The organism is Streptomyces sp. NPDC001787 (assembly GCF_040297465.1).
Classification (GTDB): domain Bacteria; phylum Actinomycetota; class Actinomycetes; order Streptomycetales; family Streptomycetaceae; genus Streptomyces.
Genome location: NZ_JBEOZE010000019.1, coordinates 108,968 through 127,172 on the forward strand (window position 1 = coordinate 108,968; position 18,205 = coordinate 127,172).

At 70.2% G+C, this 18,205-nt stretch carries 21 protein-coding genes and 1 riboswitch; of the genes, 8 read left to right on the forward strand and 13 right to left on the reverse strand.

Going from position 1 to position 18,205, the window contains the following annotated elements; translation table 11 throughout:
• The first annotated feature begins 16 nt into the window (after nucleotides 1-16).
• The 3 genes from ABT170_RS24730 (at nucleotide 17) to ABT170_RS24740 (ending at nucleotide 2,261) form a co-directional block, all read left to right on the forward strand.
• Complete coding sequence (locus tag ABT170_RS24730; RefSeq protein ID WP_266928956.1) at nucleotides 17-187, forward strand: hypothetical protein; 171 nt, start codon at nucleotides 17-19, stop codon at nucleotides 185-187.
• Nucleotides 188-433: 246 nt separating this feature from the next.
• Nucleotides 434-1,144 (forward strand): lysophospholipid acyltransferase family protein, encoded by a 711-nt coding sequence (locus ABT170_RS24735; RefSeq protein ID WP_351870831.1) that lies wholly within the window; start codon nucleotides 434-436, stop codon nucleotides 1,142-1,144.
• A gap of 64 nt (nucleotides 1,145-1,208) precedes the next feature.
• On the forward strand, nucleotides 1,209-2,261 hold the full coding sequence (locus ABT170_RS24740) for an NAD-dependent epimerase/dehydratase family protein (protein ID WP_351870834.1): 1,053 nt from the start codon (nucleotides 1,209-1,211) through the stop codon (nucleotides 2,259-2,261).
• A 107-nt stretch (nucleotides 2,262-2,368) separates the two neighbouring features.
• Here ABT170_RS24740 and ABT170_RS24745 read toward each other — a convergent pair whose 3' ends face one another.
• From ABT170_RS24745 to ABT170_RS24795, 11 genes are all read right to left on the reverse strand, one after another.
• Entirely contained in the window at nucleotides 2,369-3,949 is a 1,581-nt protein-coding gene (locus ABT170_RS24745; RefSeq protein WP_329943096.1) for an alpha/beta hydrolase, read from the reverse strand.
• 156 nt (nucleotides 3,950-4,105) lie between these two features.
• Nucleotides 4,106-4,891, reverse strand: a complete 786-nt coding sequence (locus ABT170_RS24750) for an urease accessory protein UreD (protein WP_351870837.1) — start codon at nucleotides 4,889-4,891, stop codon at nucleotides 4,106-4,108.
• Nucleotides 4,888-5,565, reverse strand: a complete 678-nt coding sequence (gene ureG / locus ABT170_RS24755) for an urease accessory protein UreG (protein ID WP_351870840.1) — start codon at nucleotides 5,563-5,565, stop codon at nucleotides 4,888-4,890. The genes ABT170_RS24750 and ureG overlap by 4 nt, the downstream gene beginning before the upstream one ends.
• Nucleotides 5,566-5,592: 27 nt before the next feature.
• Nucleotides 5,593-6,255 (reverse strand): urease accessory protein UreF, encoded by a 663-nt coding sequence (locus tag ABT170_RS24760; RefSeq protein ID WP_351870843.1) that lies wholly within the window; start codon nucleotides 6,253-6,255, stop codon nucleotides 5,593-5,595.
• A gap of 15 nt (nucleotides 6,256-6,270) precedes the next feature.
• Nucleotides 6,271-7,992: an urease subunit alpha gene (locus ABT170_RS24765; RefSeq protein ID WP_329943092.1), complete on the reverse strand. Its 1,722-nt coding sequence runs from the start codon at nucleotides 7,990-7,992 to the stop codon at nucleotides 6,271-6,273.
• Nucleotides 7,985-8,296, reverse strand: a complete 312-nt coding sequence (locus ABT170_RS24770; RefSeq protein ID WP_329943091.1) for an urease subunit beta — start codon at nucleotides 8,294-8,296, stop codon at nucleotides 7,985-7,987. Before ABT170_RS24770 ends, ABT170_RS24765 begins: the two co-directional genes overlap by 8 nt.
• A gap of 15 nt (nucleotides 8,297-8,311) precedes the next feature.
• Complete coding sequence (locus ABT170_RS24775) at nucleotides 8,312-8,614, reverse strand: urease subunit gamma (protein WP_266928964.1); 303 nt, start codon at nucleotides 8,612-8,614, stop codon at nucleotides 8,312-8,314.
• A 239-nt stretch (nucleotides 8,615-8,853) separates the two neighbouring features.
• The gene (locus ABT170_RS24780) at nucleotides 8,854-9,138 is read right to left on the reverse strand and encodes a type II toxin-antitoxin system Phd/YefM family antitoxin (RefSeq protein ID WP_351870848.1); all 285 of its coding nucleotides are present in this window, start codon (nucleotides 9,136-9,138) and stop codon (nucleotides 8,854-8,856) included.
• A 501-nt stretch (nucleotides 9,139-9,639) separates the two neighbouring features.
• The gene (locus ABT170_RS24785) at nucleotides 9,640-10,758 is read right to left on the reverse strand and encodes an Ldh family oxidoreductase (protein ID WP_351870851.1); all 1,119 of its coding nucleotides are present in this window, start codon (nucleotides 10,756-10,758) and stop codon (nucleotides 9,640-9,642) included.
• 223 nt (nucleotides 10,759-10,981) lie between these two features.
• Nucleotides 10,982-12,028 (reverse strand): cytochrome P450, encoded by a 1,047-nt coding sequence (locus ABT170_RS24790; protein ID WP_329943088.1) that lies wholly within the window; start codon nucleotides 12,026-12,028, stop codon nucleotides 10,982-10,984.
• A gap of 77 nt (nucleotides 12,029-12,105) precedes the next feature.
• The gene (locus ABT170_RS24795) at nucleotides 12,106-12,195 is read right to left on the reverse strand and encodes a tryptorubin family RiPP precursor (protein ID WP_351870854.1); all 90 of its coding nucleotides are present in this window, start codon (nucleotides 12,193-12,195) and stop codon (nucleotides 12,106-12,108) included.
• A 576-nt stretch (nucleotides 12,196-12,771) separates the two neighbouring features.
• On the opposite strand from ABT170_RS24795, the gene ABT170_RS24800 reads away from it, so the two are divergent.
• The 3 genes from ABT170_RS24800 to ABT170_RS24810 all read left to right on the forward strand — a co-directional run bounded on the left by ABT170_RS24800 (nucleotide 12,772) and on the right by ABT170_RS24810 (nucleotide 14,911).
• On the forward strand, nucleotides 12,772-13,407 hold the full coding sequence (locus ABT170_RS24800) for an ATP-dependent Clp protease proteolytic subunit (protein WP_329943087.1): 636 nt from the start codon (nucleotides 12,772-12,774) through the stop codon (nucleotides 13,405-13,407).
• A 7-nt stretch (nucleotides 13,408-13,414) separates the two neighbouring features.
• Nucleotides 13,415-13,723: a hypothetical protein gene (locus ABT170_RS24805; protein ID WP_329943086.1), complete on the forward strand. Its 309-nt coding sequence runs from the start codon at nucleotides 13,415-13,417 to the stop codon at nucleotides 13,721-13,723.
• A 549-nt stretch (nucleotides 13,724-14,272) separates the two neighbouring features.
• A riboswitch (cyclic di-AMP (ydaO/yuaA leader) is annotated at nucleotides 14,273-14,437 on the forward strand.
• A 3-nt stretch (nucleotides 14,438-14,440) separates the two neighbouring features.
• Nucleotides 14,441-14,911: a C40 family peptidase gene (locus tag ABT170_RS24810; RefSeq protein ID WP_266928980.1), complete on the forward strand. Its 471-nt coding sequence runs from the start codon at nucleotides 14,441-14,443 to the stop codon at nucleotides 14,909-14,911.
• Nucleotides 14,912-14,929: 18 nt separating this feature from the next.
• Here ABT170_RS24810 and ABT170_RS24815 read toward each other — a convergent pair whose 3' ends face one another.
• The gene (locus ABT170_RS24815) at nucleotides 14,930-15,571 is read right to left on the reverse strand and encodes a LysE family translocator (protein ID WP_329943085.1); all 642 of its coding nucleotides are present in this window, start codon (nucleotides 15,569-15,571) and stop codon (nucleotides 14,930-14,932) included.
• 72 nt (nucleotides 15,572-15,643) lie between these two features.
• Here ABT170_RS24815 and ABT170_RS24820 point away from each other — a divergent pair, with 72 nt between their 5' ends.
• Nucleotides 15,644-16,561 (forward strand): LysR family transcriptional regulator, encoded by a 918-nt coding sequence (locus tag ABT170_RS24820; RefSeq protein WP_329943084.1) that lies wholly within the window; start codon nucleotides 15,644-15,646, stop codon nucleotides 16,559-16,561.
• Between the two features lie 81 nt (nucleotides 16,562-16,642).
• Here ABT170_RS24820 and ABT170_RS24825 read toward each other — a convergent pair whose 3' ends face one another.
• Nucleotides 16,643-17,074 carry an ATP-binding protein gene (locus tag ABT170_RS24825; RefSeq protein ID WP_329943083.1) on the reverse strand — a complete coding sequence of 144 codons (432 nt, stop codon included), beginning with the start codon at nucleotides 17,072-17,074 and terminating at the stop codon, nucleotides 16,643-16,645.
• Between the two features lie 236 nt (nucleotides 17,075-17,310).
• Here ABT170_RS24825 and ABT170_RS24830 point away from each other — a divergent pair, with 236 nt between their 5' ends.
• Nucleotides 17,311-18,183, forward strand: a complete 873-nt coding sequence (locus tag ABT170_RS24830; protein WP_351870861.1) for a helix-turn-helix domain-containing protein — start codon at nucleotides 17,311-17,313, stop codon at nucleotides 18,181-18,183.
• Nucleotides 18,184-18,205: the final 22 nt, after the last annotated feature.

An 18,205-nucleotide genomic window follows, 5' to 3' on the forward strand; every position in this document is an offset into this window, starting at 1 on the left:
TGAGGAGCGTGCGCTCATGTCCGGATCGACGAAGACCATGGGAGTCATGACCGTCGGAGCACTGGTGGCGGTGACCGCGTACACGGTGGCTCTGGGGAGCAACGGCTGGCTCTGGTTCGGGTGGGTGGTGCTGGGTCTCATCACGCTCGGGATGCTCGCCACCCCTGACACTCCGGACCGGCCATGACCTGCTCCGGAGCGGGCGGTACTCGGGTGTGCGCGCCGCACCGCCCGGCCGCGGGCCGTCTCCGGGCGGCATCCCCCGTCGGGGTGGGAGACATGCCCCGCGGAGCCAGGGGCAGGAGCTGGGAGTGACCGGTGAGTACAGTCGTTCCGCGCCACCGGGGACCCTGGAGCGACGGTCCTCCGCACCACGACGACCTGGTACCACAGCCCTGACACCGTCCCCGGCAGAGCGAGGTGCACACCCTCCGTGTTCTATTACGTCCTGAAGTATGCCGTGCTGGGGCCCATTCTGCGGCTGCTGTTCAGGCCGCGGATCGAGGGTCTGGAGCACATTCCGGCCGACGGCGCGGCCATCGTCGCGGGCAATCACCTGTCGTTCTCCGACCACTTCCTGATGCCGGCGATCCTCAAGCGTCGTATCACCTTCCTCGCGAAGGCCGAGTACTTCACCGGGCCGGGCGTGAAGGGGAGGCTGACCGCCGCGTTCTTCCGCAGCGCGGGGCAGATTCCGGTGGACCGGTCGGGCAAGGACGCCGGGCGGGCGGCGATCCGTGAGGGTCTGGGGGTGCTGGGCAAGGGGGAGCTGCTGGGGATCTACCCGGAGGGCACCCGCTCGCACGACGGCCGGCTGTACAAGGGCAAGGTCGGGGTCGCGGTGATGGCGATCAAGGCCCAGGTGCCCGTGATTCCGTGCGCGATGGTCGGGACGTTCGAGATCCAGCCGCCCGGTCAGGTCGTTCCCCGGATCAGGCGGGTCACGATCCGGTTCGGTGAGCCGCTGGACTTCTCGCGCTACGCGGGCCTGGAGGACCAGAAGGCGGCGATCCGGGCGGTCACCGACGAGATCATGTACGCGATCCTGGGCCTCTCGGGCCAGGAGTACGTGGACGAGTACGCGGCCAAGGTGAAGGCCGGGCAGCCGGCGCAGCCGAAAAGGTTCCCGAAACTGCGACGCTGACGGCGAATTCGCGAGCGGCGAAGTCCGCCCGCCGGCACACCCGAACGCGCCTAGCGTTCCTCCCATGATCAAGGGAAACGCGTGGGTACTCGGAGCGACAGGACAGATCGGGCGGGCGGCCGTACGGGCCCTGGCCGAGGACGGCTGGGAGGTCACCGCCGCCTCGCTCGGCGGAGGCCGTGACGAGCGGTGGGCGGACGGCATCCGGACCGTACGCCTCGACCGGAATGAGGAGGGCGCGCTCGCGGCGGCGCTCGGCCCGGGGTGCGACGTCCTGGTGGACATGGTGGCGTTCGACGCGGCGCACGCCCGGCAGTTGACGGGGCTGGCCGGGCGGATCGGTTCGGCGGTCGTCATCTCCAGCGGTGCGGTGTACGAGGACGAGCGGGGACGCGGTTTCGACACCCAGGGGGAACCCGACGGCGCCCCGGTCTATCCGGTGCCCATCCCGGAGGAACAGCGCACGGTGGCACCCGGGGACACGACGTACGGGACGCGGAAGGTCGAGCTGGAGAGTCTGCTGCTGGCGGCGGGCGGGGAGCTGCCCGTGACCCTGCTGCGGGCGGGCGCGATCCATGGACCGTACTGCCGGACCCCGCGCGAGCTGTATTTCGTGAAGCGGGTGCTGGACGGCCGCAGGCGCCGGGTGCTGTCGTTCGGCGGGAGGAGTGTCTTCCATCCGGTCCACGCGTCCAATGTGGCCGAGCTGATCCGGCTGGCCGCGTCGCGGCCGGGCTCACGCGTACTGAACGCGGGCGACCCGCAGGCCCCGACGGTCGCGGAGATCGGTGCGGCGGTCGACGAGGTGCTGGGCGTGGAGACGGAGACCGTGCTGATGGCGGGGGCGCCCGGCGCGGACGGGGTCGGGGACAGCCCGTGGAGCATCGAGCATCCGGTGGTGTACGACATGTCGGCGGCGGAGTGCGAGTTGGGCTACCGCCCGGTGACGGGCTATGCCGAGTCGCTTCCCGGGACGGTCGAATGGCTGTCCGCGCGGCTGTCCGGGCGGGAGTGGACGGACGCCTTCCCCAAGATGGCCCGGAACTACGGCACGGGGCTCTTCGACTACGCGGCGGAGGACGCCTGGCTGGCCCGGTACGACGCCGGGACGGCCTGAGACCGGCTCCTGACGGGGCGGGACGGGGACCGGGTCGGGTCGGGGACGGGACCAACGGGCGGCCGGAGGGAAACGCTCCGGCCGCCCGCCCCGGTGGTGCCGGGACGTTACGGCTTGGGCGTGGCGTGCGGGGTGCACGTCACGTCGCGCCGGTCGGTCTTCCCGGTGAGCAGGTAGGTGTCCACCCGCTCGTTGACGCAGGGGTTGACCAGGCCGGTGACGCCGTGCGAACCGGCGCCCTTCTCGGTGATGAGACGCGAGCCCTTGAACCGCTTGTGCAGCTCGACGGCGCCCTGGTACGGAGTGGCGGCGTCACGCGTGGCCTGCACGATCAGGACCGGCGGCAGCCCCTTGCCGGTCTTGACGTTCAGCGGGGTCCGCTGCTTGGAGGACCAGGTCGCACAGGGCAGGTTCATCCAGGCGTTCGCCCAGGTCATGAACGGGTAGTCCTTGTGCAGCCTGGTGTTGTCGCGGTCCCACTTGCGCCAGCTGGTGGGCCACTTGGCGTCCGCGCACTCGACGGCCGTGTACACGGCGTTGCCGTTCTCCGAGGAGATGTTGCCCGCGATGTCCGACATATCGGGGGCGGCGGCGTCGATCAGCGCCTGGGTGTCTCCGCCCAGGTAGTCGCTCCAGGTCTGGGCGACGAGCGCCCAGGTGGAGTCGTAGTACGGCGCGTTCTGGAAGAAGCTGATGAGCTCGGCGGGTCCGACGACGCCGCCGATCGGGCTCTTCTTGGCTGCCGCGCGCAGCTTGAGCCAGGCCTTTTCGACCTTCTCGGGCGTGTCGCCGATGTGGTAGGCGGCGTCGTTCTTGGCGACCCACGCCTTCCAGTCGTTCCAGCGGGTCTGGAAGGCGATGTCCTGGTTCAGGTTGGCCTGGTACCAGATGTTGTCCTTCGACGGGTCGACCACACTGTCGACGACCATGCGGCGCACATGGTCCGGGAACAGCGTGCCGTACACCGCACCGAGGTAGGTGCCGTAGGAGACGCCCAGGAAGTTGAGCTTCTTCTCACCGAGCGCGGCGCGGATGACATCCAGGTCCCGTGCGGTGTTGGGGGTGGTCATGTGCGGCAGCATGTCGCCGCTGCGCTCGGCACAGCCGTCCGCGTACTCGGCGGCGAGCTTGCGCTGGGCGCGCTTGTCGGCCTCGCTGTCGGGGACCGGGTCGGCCTTCGGGGCCTTCACGAACTCCTGCGGGTCGACGCAGGAGATCGGCGCGGAGTGACCGACACCGCGCGGGTCGAAGCCCACGAAGTCGTACGCCGCCGCGGCCTTGGTCCACAGCGGGTTCTTGTTGACGATCCGCTTCGGGAACGCCATGCCCGAGCCGCCGGGGCCCCCGGGGTTGTAGAGGAGCGCTCCCTGGCGCTCCGCCTTCGTGCCGGTGCTGACGTGGCGGTCGACGGCGAGCTTGATCTTCTTGCCGTTCGGCTTCGCGTAGTCGAGCGGTACGGTCACCCATCCGCACTGGATGGGCCGGGCGATCGCCCAGTCGGCCGGACAGTCCGTCCAGTCGATCCCGGCCGCGGCCGCCCGCTCCGCGGCGATCCTGACGCCGCGCGCCTCGGAGCCGCCGCTGTGGTGGCGTCCGTCGGCAGTGGCCGCGGGTGCGGCGATCGCGCCCGCTATGAGCGTGCCCGCGACCAGAGCGCCGGCCGAGCCGAGCACTGCTGTGCGTCTCAAGTGGAACCTCCCCCATTATCCGATGCGCCGCCGGTGGCAACGCAGTTCATCGGGACTTCCCCGGGATCCTTTCGTCTGTGGGGTTCCTGAGAACAGTGCGTACGCGTGTTTCTTTACCGAACCAATAACCGGTGACCCCGGTCCCGCTGAGCGGACTCACGCCCCACGAGGGGACGGCGGCCCTTTCAGCAGGTCGTCCAGCGCTTCGTCCAGCACGCCTCGCAGCAGCCGCGCGTCGGCGGCCACGGCGGTCACCAGCGCGGCGGGGCCGGCCAGCGGGGTGAGCGCGGCGGTGTCGCCGATGAGCCGCGGCCGGACCGGGGCGGTATCGAAGTACGGGTCCACCACCAGGAGTTGGCCGACCGCCCGGTGGCCGCCCAGGACGGCCGGACCGTCCCAGCCGCCGGGCGCCCCGGGGCCGTAGGCCAGCTGCTGGTCGAGCAGGGGGCGGCCCGCCCGGCGGACGGTGAGCCGGGTGGTGAGCGCTCCGGTGCCCTCCCCGTGGCGGCCGAGGATCTGCTCCTCGCGCAGCACCAGCCGCGCGGTGGCGGCGAGTTCGACCCGGGTCCCCAGACGCAGCTCGCTGCCGTACGCGGAGATGAGCTGTTCCGGGAGCCAGTGCAGTTCCGCTCCCTCCCCCACGGCCAACTCCACCGTGTATCCGGCGGGTTCGGCGTCCGGCCCGGTTCCCGGCAGCGCGACCGTGGCTGCCGCCGAGTCGACCGTCAGCCGGGCGCCCGCCTCGACGCGCGCCTCGACGGTGAGGCGGTCCCCGCCCAGCGGCGCGCTCATCGCGCCGACGACGGTGACCCTGGCGCCGGAGCCGCTGACGGCCCGGGTGCGGCGCAGGGCGAGCGGCCCGTCGCTCTCCAGCACGGGGAGCACGGTGGCGCCCCTGGCATCGGTGACGGCGACGATCCGGGCCGTCGCCCGCACGCTCACGCGGTCCAGGCGGCGAGCTGCGCCCGTACCCAGTCCGCGACCGGGCGGACGCCCTCGGCGGAGGTCAGGGAGGTGAGGACGACGGGGAGTTCACCGCGCTGCTCGGCGGCGTCCCGGGCCATCCGCTCCAGATCCGAGCCGACGTACGGGGCGAGGTCGGTCTTGTTGATCACCAGCAGATCGGCGGTGGTGACGCCGGGGCCGCCCTTGCGCGGGATGTCGTCGCCGCCCGCCACGTCGATGACGAAGATCTGGGCGTCGACCAGCCCCTTGGAGAAGGTGGCGGTGAGGTTGTCGCCACCGGACTCGACGAGGATCAGATCGAGCGGGCCCACCGAATCCTCCAGGTCCTCGACCGCTTCGAGGTTGGCGGAGATGTCGTCCCTGATGGCGGTGTGCGGGCAGGCCCCCGTCTCCACCGCCTGGATGCGCTCGGGCGGCAGCACGGCGTTGCGGAGGAGGAAGGCGGCGTCCTCACGGGTGTAGATGTCGTTGGTGACGACGGCTATGGAGAGCCGGTCGCGCAGGGTGCGGCACAACGCGGCGACGGTCGCGGTCTTGCCCGAACCGACCGGTCCGCCGAGTCCGATCCGCAGGGCCCGGCGGGTGCCGTCGGGGCGTGCGGCGTCCGCGCCGATGGCAGCGGGTCCGTCGTGGGAGTGGTCGAGGTGCATGGGGTGCGGCTCCTGGTTCCTGCGGAGTTACGAGGCGAACAGCCGGACGGGCCGGGCCGCGTGCGCCTCGGCGGTGATGTCGAGCAGCGGGGCCGATGCGGCGGGCAGGGCGTCGATGCCCTGACGCGCGGCAGCGACGGCCCGCTCGGCGACATGGTCGATTTCGGGGGCGAGCCGGGCGAGGACGGCGGTGGCCTGGAAAGGGTCCAGGGAGAGCAGCCGGACCACCGCGGAGGCAGGTCCGCTGACCGTTTCGTACACGGCGCAGTGCGCGGCGTCCATGGGCCCGAGTCCCGCGGCGCGGGCGGTGAGGCCGAGGACGACGGGCTGGTGGGCACCGCGCGGCCGGGCGGCGGCGAGCGCGGCGAGTTCCGCGCTCGGCCAGGTGGCGCGGGCGGCCCGCATCAGCTGTCGGCCGAGTCGGCGCCCGGTGGCGCGCAGGGCGGGTGACGGAGTGCGGGCGTCTGCGGCCTCGTCGAGCGCGAGCGGGTCGAGGCCGTGGGCAGCCGCCGCGGCGAGTGCCGCGGCGGTGAGTCCGGTGGTGTGCAGCCGGCCCCGGCAGAATTCGGCGAGGTCGTCGGCGGTACGGATGCGTCCTGCCGTGACGGCCGGTTCGGCGCCGCCGGAGTGGGCATGGCCTCCGGCCGGGAACCGGCCGTCGGCGAGGACGAGCAGAGCTGCGCGCGACATGGCTGCTTCCTCCGCTCAGAAGAGGAAGTAGCGCTGGGCCATGGGGAGTTCCGCGGCGGGCGCGGGTTCGACCCTCTCGCCGTCGATGGTGACGGCGAAGCTGTCGGGGTCGACACGGACGTGCGGCAGGGCATCGTTCTCGCGCATGTCCGCCTTGGTGACACCCCGGGTACTGGTGATCGGCGCGAACCGCTTGCCGAGGCCGAGCCGTTCGGGAAGCCCGTCCTCGATCGCGACGGCCGCGACGAAGTTGACGGAGTTGGCGGCGGGCGCCCGGCCGGTCGCGCCGAACATCGGTCGGGGCAGCACCGGTTGCGGAGTGGGGATGGACGCGTTGGCGTCCCCCATCTGCGCGTATGCGATCTGCCCGCCCTTGATGACGGTCTGCGGCTTGACCCCGAAGAAGACCGGATCCCAGAGCACCAGGTCGGCGAGCTTGCCGGTCTCGACCGAGCCGATCTCGCGGTCGAGCCCCTGCGCCGCTGCCGGGTTGATCGTGTATTTGGCGACATACCGGCGGACCCGGTGGTTGTCGGCGGCTCCGTCGCCGGGCAGCGCGCCGCGCCGCCGCTTCATCACATGGGCGGTCTGCCAGGTCCGCAGGACGACCTCACCGACGCGGCCCATCGCCTGGGCGTCGGAGGAGATGATCGAGATCGCTCCGAGGTCGTGCAGGATGTCCTCGGCCGCGATGGTGGAGGGCCGGATCCTGGACTCGGCGAACGCGAGGTCCTCGGGGACCGCGGGGTTGAGGTGGTGACAGACCATCAGCATGTCGAGGTGTTCCTCGATGGTGTTGACGGTGTGCGGCCGGGTGGGGTTGGTGGAGCTCGGCAGGACGTAGGGCTCCGAGACCACGGTGATGATGTCGGGGGCGTGCCCGCCCCCCGCACCCTCGGTGTGGTAGGCGTGGATGGAGCGCCCGGCTATCGCGGCGAGGGTGTCGGCGACGAATCCGGCCTCGTTGAGGGTGTCCGTGTGGATGGCGAGCTGGGCGCCCGTCTCCTCGCAGACGCCGAGGCAGGCGTCGATGACGGCCGGGGTGGCGCCCCAGTCCTCGTGGATCTTGAATCCGAGCGCCCCGCCGCGCAGTTGTGCGTGCATGGCGTCCCGGGACATCGTGTTGCCCTTGCCGAGCAGCCCGATGTTGACCGGGTACGCCTCCAGTGCCTCGAACATCCGGGCGAGATGCCAGGAGCCGGGTGTGATGGTGGTCGCCCTGGTCCCCTCGGCGGGACCGGTGCCGCCGCCGACCAGTGTGGTCACCCCGCAGGCGAGCGCCTGGTCGACGATGGTCGGCGAGATGAAGTGGACATGCGCGTCGACGGCACCCGCCGTGAGGAACTTCCCGTTGCCCGCGATGATCTCGGTCTCGGGCCCGATGACAAGGTCGGGGTGGACTCCGTCCATGGTGTCGGGGTTTCCGGCCTTGCCGATCCCGGTGATCCGGCCGTCCCGGATGCCGATGTCGGCCTTGACGATGCCCCAGTGATCAATGATCACCGCGCCGGTGATGACGGTGTCGGGGGCTCCCTCGGCGCGCGTGGCGCGTGCCTGGCCCATGGATTCGCGGATCACCTTGCCGCCGCCGAACACGGCCTCGTCCCCGGCGAGTCCGGGGCCGCCGGAGCGGTCCTCCTCGATCTCGACGAGGAGGTCGGTGTCGGCGAGCCGGATACGGTCGCCGGTGGTGGGCCCGAACAGATCGGCGTACACGGCACGGCTGAGTTCAGGCATCGAGGCCGCCTCCGGTCTCGCCGCGCAGGCCGGGGACGACGCGGCGCCCGGCGATCGGGACGAGTTCGATGTCGACGGGGATGCCGGGTTCGAAGCGCACCGCCGTACCCGCGGCGATGTGGAGCCGCAGTCCATGGGCGGCCGACCGGTCGAAGCGGAGCCCCGGGTTGGCCTCGGCGAAGTGGTAGTGGGAGCCGACCTGGACAGGGCGGTCGGCGGCGTTGAGGACGGTGAGCCGGGTGACGGGGCGGCCCGCGTTGACCGGCACGGGGCCGTCCGCGTACAGGATCTCTCCGGGAATCATCGGCGGCGCTCCCCGTCAGACGATCGGGTCATGGACGGTGACGAGCTTGGTGCCGTCCGGGAAGGTGGCCTCGACCTGTACGTCGTGCAGCATCTCGGGTATGCCGTCCATGACTTCGGCCCGTGTGAGCAGTCCGCGTCCGGACGCCATCAGTTCGGTGACGGTGCGGCCGTCCCGGGCGCCCTCCAGCAGATGCGAGGTGATCAGGGCGACCGCCTCGGGGTGATTGAGCCGAAGCCCGCGTGCCCGGCGCTTCTCCGCGACATCGGCGGCCACATGGATGAGCAGGCGTTCCTGCTCGTGCGGGGTCAGTTGCACGCTTCCACCTCATCGTCTTCCGCCCAGTACCGGCCCTGGTCGCAGCGGGACCCTATCCCGCCCTCAACAGTCTGTTGAAGGCCGAACAGGGGCCTCACGGCCAGGTATTGCACGTTAGGGCGGAAGTTTTTCCGTGGCGTTAACTGATCTTTTGCGGATCCATGGAGATCGGGCCGCGCACCCCGTTCGACGGCGCTGCGGGACGGACGTCCCGAAGCGCCGAAGAGAGCTGCCGGCCCTCAGTCGTCACGGTCGTGGTGCCCTCGGTGCTCGGCGGCGATCCCGAAGCGGCGCCGTTCGCCCGGAGCGGAGTTCGTGGAGCTGATCGAGGACACCGAGCTGATCACCTGCTCCTGCGCTGCGGCCTCCTCGCCTTCGAGTCGCTGGAGGTCGGCGGCGGAGACCAGTGCGACCAGCGGCTTGCCGTGCCGCGTCACGACCACACGCTCGCCGCCGTAGACGACACGGTTGATCAGTTCGGCGAGCTCTGCCCGCGCTTGCGTCACCGGAATCTCGTAGGCCATGCCCCTAGCCTATGCAATGTCCACCTGGTCCGCCGTGGCCCGTGACAACAGCGAAATAGCCAGGTCAGAGGCGTTCGCGGGCTCCCGGGCGCTCTCGTCGGTGAGAGATGTGTGAGACGAGTGGGACGGAGAGTTTCCTGGTCGCACCGAATCCCGGCAGGTCTCAGCGGGGACCGGCGCCCCACATGACGCGATCGAGGCGGCGCGGACATCCTGTGCCGCGAGGTCTCGCGGCCGAGACCGAAGGCATCGGCGGACGGCCTGCCGAGACCGGCACACCACGCGCACAGCCCCGGTCCGGTCCGGTTCCAGAAGCTGCGCGTCCCGCCCCCGCCGCCTTCACGGCGTGTGCCCTGTTCTCCCGAGGCTGCCGCGAAGCGGGAGGCAGGCAACTCTCCGCCATCACAGCACGCCCAGCCACGGAGTGTGGGGCGCGGTCCGGGGGTATCGCCGCCCTCCGGGTCGGCGAAGTCGGCGTGGGCGTGCCCGACACGGACATGATCAGGGAGTCACAAGCCGCAGGTAGAGGTCTTCGGAGAGCTCGACCTCGGTGACGGGCGGCTTCCGTCGGCCGAAGTCCGCGCCGTGTGCGGTCGCGAGCAGTTGCAGGTGGGTCTCCGCCCGGTGCACGTAGGAGGGGTCGAAGGCGGTGGGGTCGATCGCCACGACGAACAGACCCAGACGAGGGGACTGCGCCCCGGAGTCGAAGGGTGCGGCGTCGAGCGAGAACGATCCACCGGCCATCGCGGCCAGCATCTCGATCATGATCGCGATGTTGGCACCTTTGACACCGCCGAACGGCAGCAGGGCGCCGCCCAGGGCCGCGCCCGCGTCACCGGTCGGGTTGCCGTCGGCATCGAGCGCCCACCCGTCGGGGATCGCCTCACCGCGCAGCGCGGCATCGCGGATCGTCACCCAGGCGGTCGCACTCGTAGCCTGATCGAACATCCGCGGACCCGACGGGTGCGGCAACGCGAACGAGAGCGGATTGGTGCCCGTGATCGGCTCCCTCGCCCCATAGGCGGCCATGAGCGCGGGCGAGTTCGCGCACGCCAGCGCGATGAGCCCCTCCTCGGCCACCCGTGACGCGTAATGACCGAGCTCTCCCGCACTGTAGGAGTCGTACACGGCTAGTACGGCGACGCCACAGGCCCTGGCACGCTCGACCAGTTCCGCGAAAGCGTGAGCGAAGGCGAGCTGAGCGGTGCCGCGGTCGGCATCGACGGTGACGACCGCGGCACGCCCCCCGGAAACCTGAGGCTGGGCGTCACGGTTCAGCCGGCCTCCCCGGAACGCATCGAGGTAGTCGATCAGATGCGCCACCCCCACCTCGCGCCTGCCTCGCCGTTCGGCAGCCACCGTCGCGGAAGCCAGCACCGCCGCTGTCTCCGCGGCCCCGCCCGCGACCCGGACAGCAGATTCGCACAGCGATTCGAGAGCGTCGATCGACACTCTGCGGGAAGAACGAGGCGATGTCATGTCCATCAGGCTATCGAGGCCAGGTGCCGCCCCTGCGGGCACTTCAGCGTCTGCGGAATGTGCGCCGTACGGGCAGCGAGAGCCGCTGAAACCGCGGTTCACGGGATGGCCGACGAGTTCGACGAACTCGGTACCGGCCACGAGTGCCATGAACTACGCGACCGGGTCGGCACCGAGGTCTCGGTCGTCCCGGTCTCGGCGCCGTGGAGTTGGGCCAACCGGTGCTGCCGCACGGCCGGCAGCACCGTCTCACCTGCGCGGCTACGGATTCACTGAAGCCGAGCCGGAACCAGTACGCGTATTCACAGCCATGCTCGTGAATCCCGCGCGGGCACCATGCGGCGATGCCGCCAGATCCGGACCGTCACGGTCGAGTCATCTGCACTTCGGACACTTCGAGCAATCCATCGAGTTCGACCTTCCCCCTGGTCTGGTCCGGGCTCACCACGAGACCGTCCCGGCGCACGATTTCCAGGAGCCGTTCGGCCAGGGGCAGAACCATATGACGGCCCCAGCACCGTTCGCTCACATGGCCGAAGGGCAGATAGCCGGGATGGTTGTCTCCATCCAGCTCGTCCCAGCGGTCGGGGTGGAAATCGTCGGGCTCCTCCCAGAGCCCGGGGTCACGATGGCTCAGCAGGGGAAGCAGCAGGACATCGTCCTTCGGGCCGATCCGTGCGTCCACGTCCGAGAACTCCGGGGAAGCCACTCGCAAGATATTCCACGACGGGGGAAGCAGCCGGAGTGCCTCAAGGAGGATATTCCGATTCGATACGTCGTCGCTGAACGGAGCTCCGAGCCACAGGGCGCTGGTGACGAGCGCGGAGACGGTGAAACACACCGGTGCCGCCACTCGCCGGTACAGGTACATGGCATAGCGTCGGTCACTGTAGTTCTTGGAATCGACAACGAGAGCCGCGAGTTTTGACAGCGGTACGTCCGGACCGGGCCTGCGCAACAAAGCGGCACCGGAGGCGACGGCCGACCAGGTCAGTTTCGGGGTCAACTCCAGTCGGCGGTCGACCAGAACCCGGAATCGCCGGCTTTCGTCTCCGAAAACGAGATCCCGCAGGTAGACGTGCGCCACATGCGGCCACCGGCCGGTCAGGTCGACCGCGCCGTCGAGGGGACGCTGCAACGCGGTTCGTACGTCCGAGCCCACGGCTTGCATAAAGGTGGACGCATCGGCACGGCTGACAAGCCGCTTCTGGACGGGTTTGAAGGTAGGCCTCTCCTCCGCGTTGGCCGGCCTGCTTCGCAGCAGGCCATCCATCAGATCGGCACCGGACACGCCGATCGTGTCGGGCTCCAGACGGAACAGCGACTCATCGCGATAACGGCTCAACAGCTCGTCGAGCCTGGGCGCGAACTCAATGACCCGACCGCTCCCGCCGGCGCGGAGCATAGACATGGGTGAACTCCGTGGGTAGGCGGCTCGCGTCGACAAGAATTCCTGACCGACGCGAGCCCGGCATGGAAACTAACTGATTAGATCCAGCCGTACCAGGCGTAAGCCTTGAGGCTCTTCTCCGGGCGGAACTTGTTGACGAGGCGAACGAGCTTCATGAAAACCTCCATGCGTGATGAACGAGACGCTTGTCCGACGACAGGAGATATGAATACCGGACGGAATTCCCGGTATTCATTTCAACTGCCGTGGGAAGTTAAGACCTGCTAGATGTATATGTCAAGTGACTCACATCACTGCCTGAATTGACTCATTCACGTTTCGAGTTCACAGATATTCACATCTCGGCAAATCGCACCGAATTCATCGATTGGCGCACAAATACGGACACTCCCGGGGGGCGGATGACCTCGAATGCGGTGGTTCGACCACGCCGGCCCGACAGGCGCACCTCCTGCGGGACGAGCACGCCGCTCCCGGCAACCGCGCCTCGGCGAACTCCGCGAACAGCCCCGGCAGGAGGGCGGGCGCCGCGGCGATGAGCCCCACCCGCGCCCGCGCGTCCTCCTGAACCGCCCGGAACAACACGTCCGCTTCCACACCCCCACCATCACCTTCTGTACGTCCTGTACATTTCTTACGGACGCGGCCGCAGGCACTCCAGGGACCACGTGCCCGGGAGCGGCGTGCCCGCAGAACAGCGACCCACCGAGAAAAACCGCGCAGATCCCAGGAGAGGCATCGCCATGATCCGACCTGCCGCCCGTTACGTCCTGCCGGAGTTCACCGAGCGCACCGCGACCGGGACCCGGACCCTGGACCCCTACTCCAAGCTGCTGTCCGAGCGGATCGTCTTTCTCGGCACCCCGGTCGACGACACCGCGGCCACCGACCTGATCGCGCAGTTCATGTATCTGGAGCACGCCGAACCGGACCGGCCCATCTCGCTCTACATCAACTCCCCCGGCGGCGAGTTCAACGCCATGGCCGCGATCTACGACACCATGCAGTACCTGGCGTGCGACGTGGAGACGTTCTGCCTCGGCCAGGCTTTCTCCAGCGCCGCCGTGCTGCTGGCGGCGGGCGCACCGGGCCGCCGACATGCCCTGCCCGGCGCCCGGGTAGTCATCCGGCAGCCGACGCTTGACGAACCGGTCCGGGGCCAGCCGTCCGATCTCGAAATCGAAGCACGCGAGCTGATGCGGGTGCGCGAGATGCTCGCGGCCATGCTGGCCCGCCACACGGGCCGGTCCACGGAGCGGATCACCGCCGACATCGAGCGCGACACCATCCTCGACGCCCGGGCCGCCCTGGCGTACGGGCTCGTGGACCACGTCATGGAGAACCGCGGCCCGTCCCGGCCGCCGCACCCCCCGAGGTGAACCGACCATGCTTCCACCGGAGTATCCGCCGCTCCCCGCGCTGACCCGCGCCGAGGGGGAGTTCATCGACCGTTACCTGGAAGTTCTCGACCAACTGGGCCGGATCAACCCGGCCCGCGGCAGTGACACCTATGGCGCGCTCCGGGCCGCACAGGCCCTGGCCTCCCGGGCTACGGCGCTGCGCGACGCCCTGGCGCTGATGCACGAACGGGGTGAGGCGCAGATCCACGCGTCGACGCTGGCGCGGGCCATGCGCCTGCTCGACGGGGAACGCCGCGCCGGCCGGGTCACCATGCCCCCGCCACCGGTGGGCTGACCCCGTCCCAGGCCCGCCACCGGGCCGGGGATTCCGCCCGTCCGCTCTCCCGGCACCGGCTCCGGCTCCGTACCCGGCACCTCATCCGCCACCGGCTCCCGGCTCCCGCTCACGGGGAGCCGGGACTTCGCCACGCCCGGTCCGGCCTGGCCACGCCTCACCAAGCCTCGCCCCGCCACACCTCATGCGCCCTTCCGCGCCCCGCCGCACCTCTCCGCGCCCGCCCCGCGACACGCCCGGCAAGGAGATCAGATTTCCTCCCTCGTTCGGCGTAGGCGGTCCCCCTCGCGAGGGACAGCCCAACTTGCGCTCAGCGCGTGGACAGTACTCGGAATCTGACGTTCCGTCGCTGGTACGAGACTGGTCGCGCAGCCCGGCCGAGGGCGGAAATCGGGCTCGTCCACCCGAACGGATCAGTCGTGACGACTCTCACAAATCGCTGTTTCAGCTCGGAAATCCGGCACTCCGTGAGTCAAGATCCCTGGGACGACAAGCCCCCGCCACCGCGGCGGGGCGGTCCGGGCGGACGCCGAGTCCTGCCGCTGCCCGGATGACTGGTCGACAGAAGTGGATCGGCAGGAGTGGAGGACCCGAGCACAACGGGTCGGCCGGGCAACCGGTCGCCCCTCGGGGTGAAGCCGCCAAGTGCGGCCGGGCAACTTCGCCAGCCCGAACCCGACAGGTCATCCTTCACAGGCGGCTGACGAAGGGTTGCGCATGACTGCGCAGGTACATGTCCCGTCTCTGCTCACCCGGGCCGGTACGGCCTCGGTCCTCACCTTGGCCGTCGGCTCCGCCATGCTGGCGCCGGGGCTGGTCAACGAGGCCGAGGCCGCCACGCACTCGACGAAGGCGCTCACGATCGCCGCGTCGAAGAAGGGATCGCCCTACAAGTACGGAGCATCCGGTCCGCGCCGGTTCGACTGCTCGGGGCTGACTCTCTACTCCTTCAAGAAGGCCGGCAAGAAACTCCCGCGCACGGCCCAGCAGCAGTACAACAAGACCCACCACATCTCGAAGTCGAAGCGGAAGAAGGGCGATCTGGTCTTCTTCCACTCCGGCCGCAGCGTCTACCACGTGGGCATCTACGCGGGCAAGGGGAAGATCTGGCACTCCCCGAAGACCGGGGCGGTGGTCCGGCTGGAGAAGATCTGGTCGAACAGCGTGTGGTACGGACGGGTCCGCTGACCTACGGCCGGACCCGCTTCAGCGCAGCAGCGGTCCGGTCACCAGCACGAGTCCCAGTGCGGTGAGCGCCGCGCCGCTGCCGCCCTCGATCGCACGGGCGGTGCGCGGCCGGCGCAGCCACCGCCCCAGCCGGTCCACCAGCAGGGCCACGGCCGGGAACCAGACGAGCGCCAGCGCCACGACGACGGCCGCGAGCAGCAGGGTCCTGGGCAGCGGCGGCTGCCCCTCGGGCACGAACTGGGGCAGCAGGCTGAGAAAGAGCACCGGCGCCTTGGGGTTCAGCGCGTTGGTCAGAAAGCCCTGTCGCAGGGAGCGTCCCAGCTCCTTCCGCGCGGGACCGGCCTCCGGTTGCGCCGGCCGGTCCGGCTCGGCGGGCCGCCGTCTCAACGCCGACAGGGCGCCGATGCCGAGCCAGAGCACATACGCGCCGCCCAGGAGCTGGACGGTGCGGAACAGTACGGGCAGGGTCACCAGCACTGCGGCCAGGCCCGCCACGGCCAGCGCGGTGTGCACCAGCAGTCCCCCGGCGACGCCCAGCGCGGTGGCGACCCCGGAACTGCGCGAGGCGAGTGCGTTGCGTACGACGACGGTGAAATCGGCGCCGGGCAGCGCGACCATCCCCGCGGCGACTCCCGTGAAGGCGAGCAGTTGTGCGTCCATGGTTACACCCTGGACCGGAAGAGCCTTTAGCGTGTACTTGCAATCTTCTGGGTCTGCCAAAAGGAACGCTTAATGTACGACCCGACACGGCTGGCGGCGCTGGTGGCGGTCGCCGAGGCCGGATCGATCACGCGTGCGGCGGCGCGTCTGGGCTACACCGCGCCCGCGCTCTCCCAGCAGCTGGCCAAGCTGGAGCGCGAGGCCGGTGCGGCGCTCCTGGTCCGTCATCATCGCGGGGCACGGCTGACGGCGGCCGGTGAGCTGCTGGCGGGCCGGGCCAGAAGAGTCCTGGACGAGCTGGACCAGGCGCGGCACGAGCTGGCCCGGCTGGCCGGGCTCTCCGGAGGCCGGCTGCGGGTCGGCACGTTCACCACGGCCGGAATCCATCTGCTGCCGCCGGTCCTGAGCGCGTTCCGGCGCGCACATCCGGATGTGGAGCTCGCCGTGACCGACTACGAGCCGCCCGGGGGAGTCACCGCCGTGGCTGCCGGCGAGGTCGATCTCGCCCTGACCCATGCGTACGAACCCGCGTCCGCGAGTCCCCCGCCCATGGGCGTCGTCGTCGAGCCTCTGCTGGTCGAGGAACTGGTCCTCGTCACCGCGGTCGGCCACCGGCTCGCCGAGGGGACGGGCCGGCTGCCGGTCGCCGAGCTGGCGGGACGGCCGCTGATCAGCAGCGCGCCCACGCATCCGCCCCGGCGCGGGGTGGAGCGCGCCCTGGCCGAGGCCGGCGCCACCCCGGCCGTGGTGTGCGAGTCCCCCGGCTACGCCCTGGTGTGCGCGCTGGTCAGCGCCGGGCTCGGGGTGGCCGTGGTTCCGGAGATGGTCGCCGCGATGTCCCCGACCCCGCTGGCCGTGCGGCGGCTGGATCCGGCGGCCTTCCGCCGGACGATCTCCGTCGTGCACCGGGGCGACCGGGCGACCTCCGCCGCGTCGACCCTGCTGGCACTGATGCGCAGCGGATTCGGACGGGGCGCGGCGCCGAGGTAGGACCGACCGGGACGCCGGGGCCCTGCCCGGACGCCGGGGCCGTGCCCGCGAGCGGTGGACCCCGGCGCGCCCGCTCCCCCGTCAGACCTGACCCGGAACCGTCCAGGGCAGGGCGATCCAGACCGTCTTGCCTCCCTCGGGGGTGGGAGTGACGGTGAGCTGTCCCCCGTACTCCTTGGCCAGGGCCCGGATGATCACCATGCCGCGTCCGTTGTCCTGCTGGACGGCGGCCGGCAGCCGCTGGGGCCAGCGGGGGTGACTGTCCGTCACACCGAGCCGCAGCTCCTCCTCCCGGTCCAGCCGGAGGTCCACGGTGAAGGTGGGGGACAGCCCGAACGTGTGCTGTACGGCGTTGGTGGCAAGCTCCGAAACGATCAGCCGGATGGTGTCGGCGATCTCGGTGTCGTCGGCCAGCCCCCATTCGGCCAGTATCCGGGCGACATACCTGCGGGCCGAGGAGACCGAGACCGGATCACTCGGCAGGGTGACGGTTGCTTCTTGATGATCTGCCATGGCGACGCCGTCCCTTTCCCGCCCCGGCCGACCCGCGATCGGCCGGGATTGTGCTTCGCGCCAGATTGCCACTGATGCTGCCCTCTGTAACGACGATCGGCCAAGATATGCATATATCTGTCGCTCAAAGCGGTGAACTCTGCCCCGGCGGCGCTCGAACGCGCGGCACACTGACCTCTCTGCGGGCCGGTCCCCGTGCGGGCCCGGCTCTCCCTGCACAGCGGAAGGAGGCCGGCATGCTGCACGGTCCCGTGGTACGCCGACGCAAGCTCGGAGAGGAGTTACGCGGCCTGCGCCACGCGTCCGGGCTGACGAGCCGGGACGCGGCGCGGCTGCTCGGCTGGCACCAGTCGAAGGTGAGCCGTATCGAGACGGGTGCCAGTGGTGTCAGCCCCGCCGACGTGACCCGGCTGCTGGACGCGTACGGCGTGCGCGACGCCCAGTTGCGCGCGCTGCTGGAGGTGCTCGCGGGTTCGGCGGGCGGCGGCGGAACAGGCTGGTGGCACGCGTACCGCGGGCTGATCCCTCCCCAGTACCGCGACTTCATCAGCCTGGAGTCCCAGGCGAGGACCGCGCGGACGCTGGAGACCTCGGTGGTGCCGGGACTTCTCCAGACCGCCGACTACGCCCGCGCGGTGACCCGGTCCTCATTGGACGGCCTGCCGGCCGGACAGCTGGATTCCCTGGTGGAGGTACGGCTGACCCGGCAGGGCGTCCTGCGGGCGAACCCGCCGCTGCGACTGACGGCCGTACTCGACGAGGCCGTACTGCGGCGCGAGGTGGGCGGCCCCGAGGTGATGAGGGACCAGTTGTGCCATCTGACCAAGGTGGGTCAACTGCCCCACGTGCAAATTCAGTTACTGCCGTTCACGGTCGGGGGGTACATCGGCCTGACCGGCCCTTTCGTAATTTTCTCCTTTCCGAACATTTCTGATCTGGATGTGGTCGTTCTTGACCACTTGACGAGTAGCCTCTATCTGGAGCGGAAAGAAGACCTTGAGGCGTACAGCTCGGCCTTCCGCACCTTGCAGGCTCACGCGCTGTCGCCGGAGCGTTCGTTGGATCTCATCGCCGCGATCAGCCGCGGCGGCCAGGGGGACTCCGGCTGACCGGCCGTGCTCCCCGCGCACC

Excerpts from the sequence above, each read along its gene's own strand:
- ABT170_RS24730 (WP_266928956.1), top strand. The coding sequence starts at position 17 with ATGTCCGGATCGACGAAGACCATGGGAGTCATGACCGTCGGAGCACTG.
- ABT170_RS24760 (WP_351870843.1), bottom strand. The coding sequence starts at position 6,255 with ATGTCGCGCGCAGCTCTGCTCGTCCTCGCCGACGGCCGGTTCCCGGCC.
- ABT170_RS24810 (WP_266928980.1), top strand. The coding sequence starts at position 14,441 with ATGACTGCGCAGGTACATGTCCCGTCTCTGCTCACCCGGGCCGGTACG.
- ABT170_RS24795 (WP_351870854.1), bottom strand. The coding sequence starts at position 12,195 with ATGGAGGTTTTCATGAAGCTCGTTCGCCTCGTCAACAAGTTCCGCCCG.
- ABT170_RS24790 (WP_329943088.1), bottom strand. The coding sequence starts at position 12,028 with ATGTCTATGCTCCGCGCCGGCGGGAGCGGTCGGGTCATTGAGTTCGCG.
- ABT170_RS24770 (WP_329943091.1), bottom strand. The coding sequence starts at position 8,296 with ATGATTCCCGGAGAGATCCTGTACGCGGACGGCCCCGTGCCGGTCAAC.
- ABT170_RS24825 (WP_329943083.1), bottom strand. The coding sequence starts at position 17,074 with ATGGCAGATCATCAAGAAGCAACCGTCACCCTGCCGAGTGATCCGGTC.
- ABT170_RS24805 (WP_329943086.1), top strand. The coding sequence starts at position 13,415 with ATGCTTCCACCGGAGTATCCGCCGCTCCCCGCGCTGACCCGCGCCGAG.
- ABT170_RS24740 (WP_351870834.1), top strand. The coding sequence starts at position 1,209 with ATGATCAAGGGAAACGCGTGGGTACTCGGAGCGACAGGACAGATCGGG.
- ABT170_RS24815 (WP_329943085.1), bottom strand. The coding sequence starts at position 15,571 with ATGGACGCACAACTGCTCGCCTTCACGGGAGTCGCCGCGGGGATGGTC.
- ABT170_RS24800 (WP_329943087.1), top strand. The coding sequence starts at position 12,772 with ATGATCCGACCTGCCGCCCGTTACGTCCTGCCGGAGTTCACCGAGCGC.
- ABT170_RS24830 (WP_351870861.1), top strand. The coding sequence starts at position 17,311 with ATGCTGCACGGTCCCGTGGTACGCCGACGCAAGCTCGGAGAGGAGTTA.
- ABT170_RS24780 (WP_351870848.1), bottom strand. The coding sequence starts at position 9,138 with ATGGCCTACGAGATTCCGGTGACGCAAGCGCGGGCAGAGCTCGCCGAA.
- ABT170_RS24820 (WP_329943084.1), top strand. The coding sequence starts at position 15,644 with ATGTACGACCCGACACGGCTGGCGGCGCTGGTGGCGGTCGCCGAGGCC.
- ABT170_RS24765 (WP_329943092.1), bottom strand. The coding sequence starts at position 7,992 with ATGCCTGAACTCAGCCGTGCCGTGTACGCCGATCTGTTCGGGCCCACC.
- ureG (WP_351870840.1), bottom strand. The coding sequence starts at position 5,565 with ATGCACCTCGACCACTCCCACGACGGACCCGCTGCCATCGGCGCGGAC.